Raw genomic sequence first — 14,761 nt, 5'->3', positions numbered from 1 at the left:
TTGCCTGGTCAGAAGTTGTAACGAAGTCCCACCAAAGCTGAACCGATAAGCTGACTGTTGAAGCCTTCTTGGTCGAAGGCGTTGAGGCTGGCCGCCGCGGTCCCCGTGAGGCCGCGCCAGAAGCGCCGCGAATAGGATGTGGTCAGGCCCGCCGACTGGACGTCGCTGGCGCCCGGCGCGCCATTGTCGAAATAATTGACGTAACCCGACAGCGAGAGGTCCGAATCGACGTCGAGCTGACGCGCCGCCGACACGAAGAGATAATAATTCTCGTCCTTGATCCCGTTGAGGCTGCCGATCGGCGACAGCAAGGGCGCGAGCAGCTTACGCTGGTCGTAACCGAGGCCGACGCCATAGCTCCATCCGCTGAAGCGCGACGACAAGGTCGCCTGCACACCGCGGCTGCGATACTGCGCCGAGGTCGCATTGCCGAGCTGGTTGCTGAGGCAGCCGCCGCCCTGCTGGCCGAAAACGCACGGATTGACGTCGCCGCTGATCGGATTGCGGGTCGGGTCGAATTGCGTCGGCAGCGCGGCAAGCCCGCCCGACAGGCCGCGGCCAAGGCTGGACAATCCGTCATAGACCCCAACCTGGATCGAGGTCGCATGGTCGGCGCGATAGGTGAAGCTGCCGGTGTAGATGGTGTCGCCATAGCGGCGGCCAACGCGCGCGGTCAGCGACGTGCGGCGGCTCGGCTGCCACATCACGCCGGCATCCCAGATCAGCCCGTCGGTATCGAACGAGAGCTGGCGCGGGGTCGATTTGTCGGTGATGAAACGGCCGCTGGCATCGCGCACCGGGACACCATTGGCATCGACCACCGGATTGCGCTGGCCGATCTCGATATCCTCGTAGCCGACGCCGCCTAGCAGCGCGACCGTCGGGCCGATCGGCACCGTGACGTCGGCGCGGGCATATTTGCCCTCGTAGCGCTGGTCGAGCTGGCTCGCGTCCTCGCGCTCGTACCCGCCCGACACTTGCCACCCGAACGGCAGGTCGCCCGGCCGCGCACCGACGCTGGCCCACGCGACATGGTTCGTCGAGCTGTCGAAAATATCCTGCGGCTGCGTTCCCGGCGAGAGGATCGGGGGCTGGTCCACATCGACCTTGGTATAACCGAAGCGATAGCCGGCGCCGACGTCGAGCCCGGCGATGCGGCGCGCGAAGGTCGGGCCAGCGTAGAGCGAATAGAGGTTCGCGACGTTGCTGGCGTCGCCGATCAACAGACCGCTCGCGGCGCCCTGTCCGTCGGCGCGCGAGCGCGTGGCGAGCGCGCCGCCTTCGAGATTCAGGCCGCGCGCGGCCTCGATCCGTCCGCGGGCGAGGCCGCTGATCGTGTCCGAATCGCCGAGGCCGCCATTCCATCCGATGTTATGTTCGTAGCGCAGCGTGCCCGCGAGTTCGGCGCGGTTCGTCACGATCGACGCGTCGACGCCGACCGCCAGGTTCGTATAGGTGAGGACGTCGCCGCCATTTTTGAGGTCGGCGGTCAGGACCTGGCCGATTTCGAGATAGGGGCTGACGTCGACCTGGCGCTGCGCACGGCGGCCTTCGGCGCGCTTCGCGGCGCGGCCTTCGGAGGCCGGCGCGCCGGCCGCAGGCGCGTTGCCGCTGCCCGTTCCCGGATCGCCCGAAAATTGCGCGTGCGCGCCCGTCGCCGTCCCGGCGAGCAGCACGGCCGCCAGCGTCGACATATGACGCATGGTGGTGGTGGTGGTGCGCATCACGCGCCTCCCTGTCCGTAATAGGTGCCGAAGCGGCGACCGCCCGGCGAGAATTTGACCCCGTTGAGGAGCAGCTGGATATGCGGGCACGCGCCCATCAGGCCGATCGCGTCGCGCAATGCGGATTCGAGTGTTTCGTCGGCGCGCACGACCATGATCGTCTGCCCGACATGCCCCGCGAGCACCGCCGCGGGCGACGCCGCGAGCACCGGCGGCGAATCGATGATGAGGATGCGCCCCGGGGCGCCCGCTTCGAGCTGCGCGAGCAACGCCTCGGTCCGCGCCGAGGCGAGAAGTTCGGTGTCGTGCATATGGCCGGTGCCCGCGGGCATGACCTTGAGGCCCGGAATGTCGGTCTGGATCAGGCAGTCGCCGAGCGGCAGATGCGGATCGGCGAGCGCGTCCATCAGGCCGGGGCCGTCATCGAGCCCGAGCGCTTCGAGCACGCTCGGCTTGGCGATGTCGGCGTCGATCAGCAGCACGTCGTGATCAGCCTCGACCGCGAGGCTGAGCGCGAGATTGACCGCCGAGAAGGTTTTGCCCTCGCCCGGGTTCGCCGACGCGATCAGCACGCGGTGGCCGCGCGGCAGGATCGGGCGATTGCCAGCGCCGCCGAAATTGCGGATCAGCTCGCGCTTCACGATGCGATATTCTTCGGAGATGCCGGTGACCGGCGTGCCGGGCACGATCATGCCGCGCGATGCAAGGCGCGCACGGTCGATCGTTCCCTGCCGCGTCGGGACGACCGCGGGCGCCGCCTTGGCGACATCCTTGCGCGGCGACGGCTTTGGGGCGGCGGGCGCGGCCTCGACGGCGGGCGCCGCCTCGATGACCGGATCGAGGATTTCGGGCTGCGGCGCGTCCGCGGCGGGTTCCGGCTTCGCCGTCTTCGTCTTTTTGGGCGCTTCGGGCGGCAGCTTCGACACGTCGATCGTCGGCGCATTGGCCGCGGGATCGAGGCCGAACATGTCGGCTGCGCGTTCGAGGAGCGAGGGCGGGCGCTTGACTTTGCGTTGGTCGTTCATGTCATCGTCCCCCGTCACGCAACCATGCCGCGTTGGATGAATTCGACGACCAGCAACAAGGCGTAGAGCCCGACCAGCGCGCCTCCGCCACTCGCCAGCCAGACGAGTTTCTTGCGCCGGTCGAGATGGCGTTCTGCCGTCACGACTTCGGTGATCGACCCGATCACCGGCAGGCCGCTCGCGCGTTCGAGCTTCGCGGCGGTCGCGTAGCTGGTGCGCACCTGAGCGAGACCGAAGGCGGCGCCGATGCCGCCGCCGATGCCCGCGAGCAGGACGAGCGTCAGGAACAAGGGCCGGTTGGGTGCGGCGGGGCTGGTCGGTTTCGACGGCGGGTCGAGCAGTTCGATCTTGATCGCGTCGGTTTCGGTCTGCACCTCGCCCCGCATGCGGACCTGTTCGCGCTGCGCGAGCAATTTGTCATACTGCGCCTTAAACGCGGTATATTCGCCGTTGATCCGGTCGTATTCGGCAGCGATGCCGGGATTCTGGATCTGCTGCGAGGTGATCTTGGCGATGTCACCGGTGAGCTGCGCCTTGCGCGACGACAACGCGCTGACCGTCGCCTGGCGCTCGGCGCGCATCGCCGACAGTGAGGCATAGGCGGGATTCTGCGAGTTGCCGCCGCCACCCGCGCCCGCGCCTTCGCGGTCGGCCATCGCTTTCAGCGAGGCGATCTGGCTTTTCAGCGCGATCACGTCGGGGTGCGCGTCGGTCAGCCCGCGTGCGCGCATCGACGACAGTTCGTTCTGCGCCCCGGCAAGCTGCTGGCGCGCGACGCCGCCGCCGACGCTGCCCATGCCGGGAATGTTGATCGTCGCGGGGGTCGAGGAGAGCTGGCCGTTGGCGGCGGCGAGCTGCGCCTGCGCCGACACGAGCTGCGAATCGATCTGGCCGAGTTCGGCGCGCGCGGCTTCGACGCGCTGCGCCGGCGATCCGCTGCCGCCCGGGATCAGGCCGATGTTCTGCGCCTCGAACGCGCCGCGGCGCGCTTCGACCTCGCGCAGCGCCTTTTCGCGGTCGGCGATCTGCGCGTCGAGGAATTTCAGCCCCTCGCGCGCGTTCATCCGGCCACCGCGCAGCTGGTCGTCGCGGAACACGGTGATCAGGCTGTCGAGCACGCCCGAGGCGAGCTTGGCATTGTCGGCGTCGGACAGGCTGCCGACCGCGACGCTCGAGGTGATTTCGAAGATATTGTCCTGCTGCGGGATGACCTTGATATTCTTTTGCAGCATGCCGACCGCGCCGGCCTTTTCGCGCTCGTTCGCGCCGGCGGGAAGCAGGCCGGTCGTCGCCGCGACCTTTTCCATGTTGCGCGCGCTGGTCAGCGTTTCGCGAATCTGGTCGAGCTGCGGACGCCCGCCGCCACCCTGCGCGTCGTCGGGCAGGATTTCGTTGACGTCGACGAGCAGGCGCGCGCGGCTGTCATAGCGGTTGGGAATCGACGCGATCGCGAGCCAGCCGAGGATGCAGATTCCCCACGCCACCGCCAGCACGAGCCACCGGCGCGTCCAGACGCTGTGCAGCGCTACCCGGAATTCGTCGTAAAGGCTGGTCATCGCTCGAAATCGATCCTTGGGAGATGGGTGGGGTGGCGGCTACGGTCAGAACATGCTTTCGGGGATGATGATCACATCGCCGGGCTGCAGCCGCACATTCGCCTTGATGTCGCCGCGCTTGATCAGGTCATTAAGCCGCAGGCCGAACTCCTGCTGCTTCCCACTGCCCTTGTCGAAACGGACGAGTCGCGCTTTGTTTCCAGCGGCATATTCGCCGAGGCCGCCGACTGCAATCATTGCGTCGAGCACGGTCATGTTGGCGCGGAAAGGGATCGAAGCGGGTTTCTCGGTCGCGCCGACAACGCGGATCTGCTGCGAGAAGGTGCTGTTGAAGCTGGTGACGATCACGCTGACGATCGGATCGGTAATATATTGGCTGAGCTGGAGCTTGATGTCCTGCTGCAACATCGTGGGGGTTTTCCCCACGGCGGGCATGTCGGTGATCAGCGGCGTGGTGATGCGGCCGTCGGGGCGGACCTGCACCTTGCCGCCGAGTTCGGGGTTGCGCCACACGAAGATCTGGAGCTCGTCGAGCGGGCCGATGATATATTCCTCGCCCGGCCCTTCCTGGTTCTGAACAAAGTTCGCGCTCGGCAGCTGCGGCGCGTTGCCGCCGGCGCCCATGCAACCCGTCAGCGCGGTCGCGGCGATGCCCGATACGAGCGCGGCGCGCGCGATGCGGAGCGAGGGGAACGAAGCCATAATCCATCAACCTTTCGAGCCGTCAGGGGAACCGCGGTCCGGAACTCCGCGGCGACAGCCATTGCGTCAGCTTCCGCCATTGCTCGAAAAGGGTGAACATAATGTTAGTATTGAACTAAGTTTGGACCGCGCTTGTCCGATTTTGTCCCGATAAGGAACAGATTCTGGCGCGTCAGACGAGCATTTCGCGCGCTGGCCCCTGCCCCAGGAAGGTCGCGGGGCTGGCGCTCGCGCCATAGGCGCCGGCGAGGAAGATCGCGATGAGGTCGCCAACCTCGGCGCGCGGCAGCGCGACCTGATCGCCGAGACGGTCGAGCGGGGTGCAGAGGCAGCCGACCACCGAGACGGTCTCGACGGGCTCGCGCCCGAAGGCGCCCGCGACCACGATCGGGTAGTTGCGGCGGATCACGGTGCCGAAATTGCCGCTAGCGGCGAGCTGGTGGTGGAGGCCGCCGTCGGTGACGAGGAAGGTTTCGCCGTGGCTCACCTTTCGGTCGACGATGCGGGTCAGATAAACCCCCGCCTCGGCAACGAGCCAGCGGCCGAGCTCCATCGCGAAATGGCTTTTTGCGAGAACCGGATCGCGTGCCGCCAGTGTCTCGCCGAGCGCGGCTCCGACGGCCCGCACATCGACCGGCTTGTCGCCGGGGAAATAGGGCACGCCCATACCGCCGCCGAGATTGACGAGCGGCGGGGTCTCTCCGATCTCGTTCGCGAGCCGCGCCGCGAGCGCAACCGTCTGCGCCTGCGTTTCGGCGATCGCGGCGGCGTCGAGCGCCTGCGATCCCGCGAAAATATGGAAACCCTGCCAGTCCGCACCCGCATCGATGAGGCGGCGGACGAGCGCCGGCACTTCGGCGGCATCGACGCCGAAGGGCTTGGCGCCGCCGCCCATCTTCATGCCCGACCCCTTGAGGTCGAAGTCGGGATTGACGCGCACCGCGAGGCTGGGCGTGAGGCCAAGATGCTGGGCGATCGACAGCGCGCGCATCGCCTCGCCCGCCGATTCGAGATTGAGCGTCGCGCCGGCGGTGATCGTCGCTTCGAGCTCGCGGTCGCGCTTGCCGGGCCCGGCGAAACTGATATCGCCCGCGGGCATCCCGCTGCCGAGCGCGGCTTTGAGTTCGCCGCCCGACGCGACATCGAACCCATCGACCAGCCGCGCCATGAAGGCGAGCAAAGGCGCATATGGGTTCGCCTTCATCGCATAATGAAGCTGCACCTTGGCGGGCATCGCGGCGCGCCATTCGGCGACGCGCGCGGTGAGCATAGCGCTGTCGTACGCGAACAGCGGGGTGTCGCCCGCGACGTCGGCGAGCGCCTCGGCGCGGTCGCCCCCGATGAGTAACATGCCGCTCACATCGGCGCGGAAACCGGGCGGGATCGGGCCATGCGGCTTCATGCCGTCAACTCCTTGGCCCAATCGGCGGCGATCGCCACGCGGTCGAGCTTGCCATTGGGATTGCGCGGCAGGGCATCGCGCCATTCGATCGCCTGCGGCTGCATGAAATTGGGGAGGTTCTGGCGGAGATAGGCCGCGAGCCCCTCCTCGTCGGCGACGCCGTCCTTGCCGCGCACGATGAGGACAATCGCCGCGCCGAGCCGCGGATCGGGAACGCCGAATGCCACGGCTTCGTAGATCAGCCCCGATGCGACCGCGACGTCCTCGACCTCGGTCGGGCTGACGCGGTTGCCGGCGGTCTTGATCATCGCGTCGTCGCGGCCGACGAAATAGAGGAGGTGATTGGCATCGCGGCGCACCGTGTCGCCCGACCACACCGCCATGCCGCCATAATGCGACGCGCGCGGCGCGGGTTTGAAACGCTGCGCGGTGCGTTCTTCGTCCTGCCAATAGCCCTTGGCGACGAGCGGGCCGCAATGGACGAGTTCGCCGGGTTCTTCGTCGGCGGTGATCGTGCCGTCGGGTCGGCACACCAATATTTCGGCATGCGGGATCGCGCGGCCCATCGACGTCGGATGGTCGGCGACGAACTTCGGGTCGAGATAGGTCGAGCGGAATGCCTCGGTCAGCCCGTACATCGGGTAGATGTCGGCGCCCGGGAAGGTAGCCCGCAGCGCGTCGATGAGCGACGGCGTGAGCGCGCCGCCGCTGTTGGTCAGGCGTTTAAGATGGGCCGCGGTTTCGGCGGGCCATTCGGCCTCGACGAGCTGCACCCAGAGCGGCGGCACGCCCGCGAGCGTCGTCGCCCTGTGCCGCGCCACCGCCTTCACGACGTCACGCGCGGTCAGATAATCGAGCGGCGCGACCGCCGCGCCGGCATACCAGCTCGAAAGCAGCTGGTTCTGGCCATAGTCGAAACTCAGCGGCAGGACGGCGAGCACACGGTCTTCGGGCACGATCTTCAGATAGGAAGCGACGCTTTCGGCACCGAGCCACAGGTTCGCGTGGCTGAGCATCACGCCCTTGGGGCGCCCCGTCGAACCGCTGGTGTAGAGGATGGCGGCGAGATCGTCGGGCTCGGCAATCGACGGGGGCAGCCCCTGCCCGCTCGAATCAATCACTTCCTCGCCGACTTTCAGATCCTGCACCATACATTCGTCGGGCAGGCCGTCGCCAAGCATCTCGGCGCGCGCGCCATTGGTGACGAGCAATTTCGCGCCGCTGTCGGACAGGATATGCGCCACCTGCGGCCCCTTGAGCAGCGGATTGACCGGCACGTGGATCAGCCCCGCGCGCGCCGCGGCGAGCGGCATCAGGCAGGCGAGCCGCGTCTTGGCGCTCCAGCTCGCGACACGTTCACCGGGACCGCCTGCCTGTTCAAGCAGCCATGACGCCAGCCGTCCGACGCCGGCGTCGAGTTCGGCGAAGGTCGTGACCCGATCGCCGATCAGCAGCGCAGCCGCGTCCGGCGCGCCGCGGCGGGCGAGATGGTCGATCGGCCTGGAAGATGTGTTTTCGGCTTTGGTCATCGGCTGTTAGGACAGGAGTGATAGAGGGCGGCACCATGCAAGGGAACGGTGAACATCACGCTAATGATGAGCGGCTGCCCGCCACAGCGCGCGCGGCCGGCTTTGCGTCGCCGTTCGACCGGGCCGAATGGTTCGACCTGCTCACCGCGCATGGCTTTGCCGGCCATGACCGAATCGACGCACGTGGCAGCGCGGGCGCGACGCGTGCGTGGTTGCCGCTGCGGGTCGAGGCGCCGGGCGATCTGGCCGGCCTCACCAACTGGTACAGCTTTTCGATCCGGCCACTTTTCGATGGCGACGGCGATCGCGGCGGCGCCCTTGGCGCGCTTTTCGCCGATCTTCGCCAAAAAGCCGCGCGTCTGACGCTTTACCCTGTTGCCGACCCCGATGCGCTGACCGCCGCGCTACGCGCTGCGGGCTGGTGGGTGAAGAAGGCGCCTGCGGGGGATCGCCATTGGCTCGACCTGGGCGAGATGGACCATGACGCCTGGTGGGCGAGCCGGCCCGGCGCGCTGCGCAATACCGTTCAGCGCAAGGCGAAGAAGGGCGTGGTCGATATTCAGCTGCTCACCGATTTCGATCCGGGAAGCTGGGCGGCTTACGAACAAATCTATGCCGCGAGCTGGAAACCAGAAGAGGGGCATCCCGCCCTGCTCCGCGCCTTTGCAGAGGCCGAGAGCGATGGCGGCCGCCTGCGCATGGGAATCGCGCGTATCGACGGTCTCCCCGTTGCCGCGCAGTTCTGGACGGTCGAGGACGGCACCGCCTTCATCCACAAGCTCGCGCATGTCGAGGACAGCCTGAAAGCCTCGCCGGGTACGTTGCTGTCAGCGGCGCTGTTCCGCCATGTGATCGAGGTCGATGGCGTGAAGCGCGTCGATTTCGGCACCGGTAACGACGGGTACAAGCGCGACTGGATGAATCGGCACGACCCGCTGTGGCGCATCGAGGCTTTCAATCCGTCGCGCGTCGCGGCATGGGGTCCGGCATTGAAGGCATTCGCCCGTTCGCTGCTCAGGAAAGACTCATGACCGAACCCGCTACCAAAGCATCCGGCGTCGACGCCACCCTTCGCGCCCTGCTCGCCGACGTGCTCGGCCTCGGCGAAGCGCGCGCCGCCGCGCTGACCGAAGACAGCGGCCTGTTCGGCGAGCTGCCCGAATTCGATTCGATGGCGGTCGCGACGGTGTTGACCGAGATGGAAGACCGGCTGGGCATCCTGATCGACGATGACGAGATCGACGGCGAAATCTTTGAAACCTACGGCAATTTGCTCGCCTTTTCGCTGCGCAAAGTGACCGGCTGAGCCCGGATGCGCGCATGAGCGAACATCGATTGCGCATCGACCCCGCGGGCACGCCCCGCGCCACCATCCTGATCGTCCCGCCGCTGTTCGAGGAAGCGAACCGCACGCGCCGCACTTTGGTGCTCGCGATGCGCGCACTGGCGGCCGAGGGTTTTGGAGCAATGCTTCCCGATCTGCCGGGGCAGAATGAAAGCCTCGTTCCCTTGGAACAGGTCGATCTGGCGCGCTGGCAAGATGCGCTTGTCAAGGTTGCGGCGGGCATCGATGGCCCGATCCTTGTGGCGTCGGTTCGCGGCGGCGTGTTGATCGACCACCAGGTGAAAGCCGCGGCCTGGTGGCGGCTGGGGCCTGTCGGTGGATCGTCGCTGCTCCGCACCCTGATGCGTGCAAGAGTGAGCGCCGACCGCGAGGCCGGACTGACCTCTTCGCTCGAAAGTTTGCAGGAAGAGGCGAAGACCAGGCCGCTGCTCGTCGCGGGCAACCGACTGTCCCCCGAAATGGTCGCGCAGCTCGGCAAGAGCGAGGCGCAAGCGGTGGAGCCGTTGCGCAACATCGCCCTCGGTGCCGACGGCATCGCCGGAACGCCGCTGTGGCTGCGCGCCGAGCCGGGCGAGGATGCCGCGATGGCGGCTGCGATTGCCGCCGACATTTCCGCATGGAGCACGACATGCGGCATCAGCTGAGCTTCACCTGCGAAGGCGCGACGCTCGCCGCGAGCCTCGACGATGCGGCGGGCAGGACCGGCCTGCTGATCGTGTCGGGCGGCAATGAAATCCGCAGCGGCGCACACCGCGGCATGGCGATGCTGGCGGCGCGGGTCGCCGAGGCGGGGCATCCGGTGTTCCGTTTCGACCGGCGCGGGATCGGCGACAGCGAGGGCATGAATGGCGGGTTCGAAAGCAGCGGACCCGATATCAATGCGGCGATTGCGGCGTTTCGCGAAGCGGCGCCGCACGTGACGCGCATCATCGGCTTCGGCAATTGCGATGCGGCGAGCGCATTGTTGCTTCACCAGCCGTTGGCGCTCGATGGGCTGATCGTCGCCAATCCGTGGACTTACGACAGTGACGCCGCAGAAGCCGCGGAGCCTGCGCTGCCTCCGGCTTCGGCGATCCGCGCGCGCTATCTGGCGCGGCTGAAGGACCCGAAAAGCCTGCTGCGGCTGATCAAGGGCGAGGTCGATTTCCGCAAATTGTTCCGCGGGCTTTCGGCGCTCAAGGCGACTGCCGTGCCTGCTGCGCCCGATAGTCTCGCGGCGCGCCTCGACCGGGCCATCACGGGGCTGGACACACCCGCGACGATCCTGCTCGCGACCGGCGACCGCACCGCGCAGGCTTTCGTCGAAAATTGCCCGTCGGCGCTCAAGCACCTTCCGGTCGAACGCCTCGCCAGCGCGTCGCACAGCTTCGCCGGAGAGGATGCCGACTGGCTGTATCAGCGGGTATTGGTGGCTCTCGAATCATGAAGCCGTCCCAGCGAAAGCTGGGATCGCTGGCGTTCATTGGCGACGATAGCGGTCCCAGCTTTCGCTGGGACGACGTTTTGTCAGGCGTCCACCATCGCGTGATATTCGGCCTCGGCCAAGAACCGCTCCGCGTCGAGCGCCGCCATGCAGCCCATGCCCGCGGCGGTCACCGCCTGACGATAGATTTTGTCGGTGACGTCGCCCGCGGCGAAGACGCCGGGGATCGCGGTCAGCGACGTACCCGGCGTCACTTCGAGATAGCCGTCGTCGTCGAGCGGCAGCTTGCCCTTGAACAGCTCGGTCGACGGGCTGTGGCCGATCGCGACGAAGCCGCCGTCGGTCGGCTCAAAGCTCGCCGCGCCGGTTTCGGTGTCGATCAGGTCGACGCCGACCAGCCCCGACACGCCTTCACCCGCGACGAAACGGTCGACGCGCTTGTTCCACAGCACCTTGATCTTCGGATTGGCGAACAGGCGGTCCTGCAAGATCTTTTCAGCGCGCAAATGGTCGCGGCGGTGGATCAACGTAACGTCTTCGCTGTGGTTGGTGAGATAGAGCGCTTCCTCGACCGCGGTGTTGCCGCCGCCGATTACCACGACCTTCTTGCCGCGATAGAAGAAACCGTCGCACGTCGCACACGCCGAAACGCCCTTGCCGCCCAGTTCCTGTTCGCCCGGCACGCCGAGCCATTTCGCCTGCGCACCCGTCGCGATGACGAGCGTTTCGGCCATATAGACGTCGCCGCCGTCACCGGTCAGCTTGAACGGACGGCGCGACAGGTCGACGTCGACGATCGTGTCCCAGATCATGCTGGTGCCGACATGCGTCGCCTGCGCGGTCATCTGCTCCATCAGCCACGGCCCCTGGATCACCTCGGCAAAGCCCGGGTAGTTTTCGACGTCGGTGGTGATCGTCAGCTGGCCGCCGGGTTGCAGCCCCTGCACCACGATCGGCATCATGCCCGCGCGCGCGGCATAGATGGCGGCCGACAGACCGGCGGGGCCGGAACCGAGGATGAGCATCTTGGTGTGATGGACGGCGGGCATAACGATCTTTCGTTGGCGGTGCGGACAGGCACAGATGGGTGTTGCCAACCGCGCTAGCAAGGGTCACCTTCCGCGCCAAGGGGAGACTGGCGAATGGCGAGCTGGTGGGAACGTCATGGGGTACCGCGGCTGATCAAATGCGCCTGTTCGCAGGGGCAGATCATGAAGGTGCGCAGCAAGGTCGTGCCGAACGCGCGCGGACATGTGCTCGAACTCGGTTGCGGCGGCGGGATCAACATGGAATTTTACCGGCCGGGGCAGATCGAGAGCTTCAGCGGGCTCGATCCCTCGCCCGAACTGCTCGCGATGAGCGTCGCGGCGGCGGCGGCGCGCGGGATCGACGCCGATATCCGTGAAGGGATCGGCGAGGCGATGCCGTTTGAGAGCGGTTCTTTCGACACCGTCGTTACCACCTTCACCTTATGCTCGGTTCACGATCAGGCCGCGGTGCTCGCCGAAATCCGCCGCGTGCTGAAGCCCGGCGGGACCGCGCTGTTCCTCGAACATGGCGCCGCGCCCGATGCCGGGGTCGCGAAGTGGCAGCGGCGGATCGAGCCGGTGTGGAAACGCATCGGCGGCAACTGCCACCTGACCCGGCCGATCAGCGACGCCTATGAAAAGGCGGGTTTCGCGGTCGACCGGCAGGCGGCCGCTTACATCCCGAAAACGCCGCGGCCGTTCGGCTGGTACGAATATGGCGCGGCGCACGCGACGGGCTGATTGGTAGCGAGGCACCATCTCACGAAGAGGGTTCAACCGTCCCCATTGTGAGCGCCTGTGCGTCTTCCTTCGCCGCAGGCGCCGGGCCATTCGCCGTCACCGGCAAACCAAAGAAGGCGCGGCGCGCGACCTCGCCCGCTTTGCGCAGCGGGGCGATGATCTCGGCATGCGCGGCTTCCCACGCTTCCGCCTCTTCGTCGTCGAGGGTGCGTTCATAATCCTTGTCGCCGAACGCGCCTTCCTCGATCCCGACATAATCGTCGGGCGGCGGGAAGTTGGTGCGCCATTCGCCGCTTTCCTCGTCGGCCCAGATCGTCATTTCGGCGGCTTCCTCTTCGGGGGTCGGTTCGGGTTCGGGGTCGCTTTCGGAAAGCGCGGAAAACTGCGCAACTTCACTCGCGATCGGGGTGTCTTTCCATAGGCTGGCGAGCGGGTTGGCGCGATTGTCGCGGCCGGCGAGCCAGCACGCGAGCGCGGCGCCATGGCCCTGCGCATCGGGATGGCCGGCGCCGATATCGAAGAGCGACAGGAACCCGGCCCAGTCGCCCGCGATGATCTGCGCGAGCATCGCCTCGCCCGCGCGGGCGCGCACGTCGACGGCGCGGTCGAGCCGCGCGAGCATCGCGAGGCCGAGGCTTGGGATCTGGCGGCGGCGCTTGGTAAAGGCGCGCTGCGTTTCGGCTTCGGCCTGGCGTTCGACACTTTCCTCGACCCCATAGATCGCGCGGTCGAGCAGTTCGTCGGCGAGCCGGTCGCGCGCGATGAGCAACGCTGCGGCCCAGCCGAGCGAAAAGGCCGCGCCCTCGGGCCGACGGCGCAGTTGATAGGCGGCGCTCGGCGACATCGAGACATGCGCGGCGGCGATGCGCACCGAGCCGCTCGTCGCGAGGCGGCCCAGGAAATCGCGCTGAAGCGCCGGGGTCCAGTGGTAGCTGGCGGGCGCGGCGATGGCGGCGGGATCGGGAATGGCGTGTTCCATCGATTCGTCCTTTCGGTAAGTTAAAACCACGCAAGGGAACCATATGGGTTAGATGTAGGAAAGAGTTTTACCGCACAAGCGACCCTATTTCGTCATGTCGGCGGCCGCGGGCTTCGCCCGGGGTGCGGGAACGGCATGAATCGACCGATTCCCGTCATTCCCGCGAAGGCGGGAATCCCGCTTCTTTCTCGCCGCCGCCAAGCGGGATCCCCGCCTTCGCGGGGATGACGAAGAAGGGGAAATGCGACAGCTTACCACCCCATTGCAGCCTTTCGCCCGACCCAGATGAATGACCGCTACAGGCCGGAAGCCGCCTCTTCCATCATCGTCACCCCGGACCTGATCCGGGGTCGCGCTTGAGATCGAAGCCAGTCGATGCCTAAAAAAAGCGGGATCCCGGATCAGGTCCGGGATGACGAAAAATGGGTAACAAGGAAAAATGGGTAACATGAACGTCCGCTCAGCATCCCCAAAGCGGTCGGTCACCCCGTCGGACGAACCGTCGTTCCTGCCCTATTCCTTCTCGCCGACCTCGACGAGGCCGTGCCCGACGCTCACCCGCTCGTCGAAGACGAAGCAGCTGCCGTGCCAGCGGCTTTCGCCCTCGGGCACCTGTTCCAGATAGGCGAGGATACCGCCCTTCAAGTGGACGACATCCTCAACGCCCTCGTGGCGGAGGAAGGCGGTCGATTTTTCGCAGCGGATGCCGCCGGTGCAGAACATCGCAACGCGCTTCCCCGCAAAACGGTCGGCGTTGGCGCGCCACCAGTCGGGGAATTCGCCGAAGCTTTTGGTTTCGGGATCGACCGCACCCGCGAAGCTGCCGTAGCCGACCTCGAAGCCGTTGCGCGTATCGATCAGCACCGTGTCCGGGTCGTCGACCAGCGCGTTCCAGTCGGCGGGGTCCACGTAAGGAGCGGCGTCGCGCGCGGGGTCGAGCCCCGGCACCTTCATCGTCACGATTTCCTTTTTCAGCCGCACCTTCATCCGCTGAAACGGCATCTCGGTCGCGGCCGAATATTTGACGTCGAGTTCGGCGCAGTCGGGCAGGCCGCGGATATGGCCGAGCACCGCGGCGATGCCTGCCGCGGTCCCGGCGATTGTCCCGTTCACGCCTTCGCGCGCGAGGAGCAGCGTGCCCATGACGCCCTCTGCCGCGCACAGGTCGATCAGCGGCTGGCGCAGCGCGGCAGGATCGTCGAATGGCGCGAAGCGGTAGAGGGCGGCAACGGTGAAGGTCATGGCGGCGCTCCCCTTACCCGTTTGCCCCATCCAACAAAAGCAAGGTTATTGCGAGGAGCCAATCC

At 66.9% G+C, this 14,761-nt stretch carries 14 protein-coding genes; 5 read left to right on the top strand and 9 right to left on the bottom strand.

What is annotated here, in order from left to right:
- Window positions 1-8: 8 nt before the first annotated feature.
- The 6 genes from ATE70_RS00275 to ATE70_RS00250 all read right to left on the bottom strand — a co-directional run bounded on the left by ATE70_RS00275 (window position 9) and on the right by ATE70_RS00250 (window position 7,938).
- Complete coding sequence (locus ATE70_RS00275; RefSeq protein ID WP_058535982.1) at window positions 9-1,724, bottom strand: hypothetical protein; 1,716 nt, start codon at window positions 1,722-1,724, stop codon at window positions 9-11.
- Window positions 1,724-2,749: a P-loop NTPase gene (locus ATE70_RS00270; protein ID WP_058535981.1), complete on the bottom strand. Its 1,026-nt coding sequence runs from the start codon at window positions 2,747-2,749 to the stop codon at window positions 1,724-1,726. The genes ATE70_RS00275 and ATE70_RS00270 overlap by 1 nt, the downstream gene beginning before the upstream one ends.
- Before the next feature lie 14 nt (window positions 2,750-2,763).
- Window positions 2,764-4,305, bottom strand: a complete 1,542-nt coding sequence (locus tag ATE70_RS00265) for an XrtA system polysaccharide chain length determinant (RefSeq protein WP_058535980.1) — start codon at window positions 4,303-4,305, stop codon at window positions 2,764-2,766.
- 45 nt (window positions 4,306-4,350) lie between these two features.
- On the bottom strand, window positions 4,351-5,007 hold the full coding sequence (locus ATE70_RS00260) for an XrtA/PEP-CTERM system exopolysaccharide export protein (protein WP_058535979.1): 657 nt from the start codon (window positions 5,005-5,007) through the stop codon (window positions 4,351-4,353).
- Window positions 5,008-5,179: 172 nt separating this feature from the next.
- Window positions 5,180-6,409, bottom strand: a complete 1,230-nt coding sequence (locus ATE70_RS00255; RefSeq protein WP_058535978.1) for a pyridoxal-dependent decarboxylase, exosortase A system-associated — start codon at window positions 6,407-6,409, stop codon at window positions 5,180-5,182.
- On the bottom strand, window positions 6,406-7,938 hold the full coding sequence (locus tag ATE70_RS00250) for an acyl-CoA ligase (AMP-forming), exosortase A system-associated (RefSeq protein WP_058535977.1): 1,533 nt from the start codon (window positions 7,936-7,938) through the stop codon (window positions 6,406-6,408). Before ATE70_RS00250 ends, ATE70_RS00255 begins: the two co-directional genes overlap by 4 nt.
- Before the next feature lie 35 nt (window positions 7,939-7,973).
- On the opposite strand from ATE70_RS00250, the gene ATE70_RS00245 reads away from it, so the two are divergent.
- Genes ATE70_RS00245 through ATE70_RS00230 form a run of 4 tightly spaced genes read left to right on the top strand, consistent with a single transcriptional unit; the run spans window position 7,974 to window position 10,709 of the window.
- On the top strand, window positions 7,974-8,969 hold the full coding sequence (locus ATE70_RS00245; protein WP_058535976.1) for a GNAT family N-acetyltransferase: 996 nt from the start codon (window positions 7,974-7,976) through the stop codon (window positions 8,967-8,969).
- Window positions 8,966-9,244, top strand: coding sequence for an acyl carrier protein (locus ATE70_RS00240; protein ID WP_058535975.1), 279 nt, complete (start codon window positions 8,966-8,968; stop codon window positions 9,242-9,244). The genes ATE70_RS00245 and ATE70_RS00240 overlap by 4 nt, the downstream gene beginning before the upstream one ends.
- 14 nt (window positions 9,245-9,258) lie before the next feature.
- On the top strand, window positions 9,259-9,927 hold the full coding sequence (locus ATE70_RS00235) for a hypothetical protein (protein WP_058535974.1): 669 nt from the start codon (window positions 9,259-9,261) through the stop codon (window positions 9,925-9,927).
- A complete protein-coding gene (locus ATE70_RS00230; protein WP_058535973.1) occupies window positions 9,912-10,709 on the top strand; it encodes a hydrolase 1, exosortase A system-associated in 798 nt (265 codons plus the stop codon). The genes ATE70_RS00235 and ATE70_RS00230 overlap by 16 nt, the downstream gene beginning before the upstream one ends.
- Before the next feature lie 80 nt (window positions 10,710-10,789).
- On the opposite strand, the gene trxB is transcribed toward ATE70_RS00230, so the two are convergent.
- Window positions 10,790-11,755 carry a thioredoxin-disulfide reductase gene (trxB, locus tag ATE70_RS00225; protein ID WP_058535972.1) on the bottom strand — a complete coding sequence of 322 codons (966 nt, stop codon included), beginning with the start codon at window positions 11,753-11,755 and terminating at the stop codon, window positions 10,790-10,792.
- Window positions 11,756-11,848: 93 nt separating this feature from the next.
- Here trxB and ATE70_RS00220 point away from each other — a divergent pair, with 93 nt between their 5' ends.
- Entirely contained in the window at window positions 11,849-12,475 is a 627-nt protein-coding gene (locus tag ATE70_RS00220; protein WP_058535971.1) for a class I SAM-dependent methyltransferase, read from the top strand.
- Window positions 12,476-12,494: 19 nt separating this feature from the next.
- Here the strand turns inward: ATE70_RS00220 and ATE70_RS24620 are convergent, their stop codons facing one another.
- Window positions 12,495-13,454 carry a hypothetical protein gene (locus tag ATE70_RS24620; RefSeq protein WP_058535970.1) on the bottom strand — a complete coding sequence of 320 codons (960 nt, stop codon included), beginning with the start codon at window positions 13,452-13,454 and terminating at the stop codon, window positions 12,495-12,497.
- A gap of 513 nt (window positions 13,455-13,967) precedes the next feature.
- On the bottom strand, window positions 13,968-14,696 hold the full coding sequence (gene trhO / locus ATE70_RS00210) for an oxygen-dependent tRNA uridine(34) hydroxylase TrhO (RefSeq protein ID WP_082639340.1): 729 nt from the start codon (window positions 14,694-14,696) through the stop codon (window positions 13,968-13,970).
- Window positions 14,697-14,761 lie beyond the last annotated feature (65 nt).

It is taken from the genome of Sphingopyxis sp. H053 (assembly GCF_001468225.1).
Lineage (GTDB): Bacteria > Pseudomonadota > Alphaproteobacteria > Sphingomonadales > Sphingomonadaceae > Sphingopyxis.
Note: the sequence above shows the minus strand (reverse complement) of the source record. Positions and strands in the feature narration are given on the sequence as shown.

Excerpts from the sequence above, each read along its gene's own strand:
- ATE70_RS00220 (WP_058535971.1), top strand. The coding sequence starts at position 11,849 with ATGGCGAGCTGGTGGGAACGTCATGGGGTACCGCGGCTGATCAAATGC.
- ATE70_RS00235 (WP_058535974.1), top strand. The coding sequence starts at position 9,259 with ATGAGCGAACATCGATTGCGCATCGACCCCGCGGGCACGCCCCGCGCC.
- ATE70_RS24620 (WP_058535970.1), bottom strand. The coding sequence starts at position 13,454 with ATGGAACACGCCATTCCCGATCCCGCCGCCATCGCCGCGCCCGCCAGC.
- ATE70_RS00240 (WP_058535975.1), top strand. The coding sequence starts at position 8,966 with ATGACCGAACCCGCTACCAAAGCATCCGGCGTCGACGCCACCCTTCGC.
- ATE70_RS00245 (WP_058535976.1), top strand. The coding sequence starts at position 7,974 with ATGCAAGGGAACGGTGAACATCACGCTAATGATGAGCGGCTGCCCGCC.
- trxB (WP_058535972.1), bottom strand. The coding sequence starts at position 11,755 with ATGCCCGCCGTCCATCACACCAAGATGCTCATCCTCGGTTCCGGCCCC.
- ATE70_RS00255 (WP_058535978.1), bottom strand. The coding sequence starts at position 6,409 with ATGAAGCCGCATGGCCCGATCCCGCCCGGTTTCCGCGCCGATGTGAGC.
- ATE70_RS00265 (WP_058535980.1), bottom strand. The coding sequence starts at position 4,305 with ATGACCAGCCTTTACGACGAATTCCGGGTAGCGCTGCACAGCGTCTGG.
- ATE70_RS00260 (WP_058535979.1), bottom strand. The coding sequence starts at position 5,007 with ATGGCTTCGTTCCCCTCGCTCCGCATCGCGCGCGCCGCGCTCGTATCG.
- ATE70_RS00230 (WP_058535973.1), top strand. The coding sequence starts at position 9,912 with ATGCGGCATCAGCTGAGCTTCACCTGCGAAGGCGCGACGCTCGCCGCG.
- ATE70_RS00275 (WP_058535982.1), bottom strand. The coding sequence starts at position 1,724 with ATGCGCACCACCACCACCACCATGCGTCATATGTCGACGCTGGCGGCC.
- ATE70_RS00270 (WP_058535981.1), bottom strand. The coding sequence starts at position 2,749 with ATGAACGACCAACGCAAAGTCAAGCGCCCGCCCTCGCTCCTCGAACGC.
- trhO (WP_082639340.1), bottom strand. The coding sequence starts at position 14,696 with ATGACCTTCACCGTTGCCGCCCTCTACCGCTTCGCGCCATTCGACGAT.
- ATE70_RS00250 (WP_058535977.1), bottom strand. The coding sequence starts at position 7,938 with ATGACCAAAGCCGAAAACACATCTTCCAGGCCGATCGACCATCTCGCC.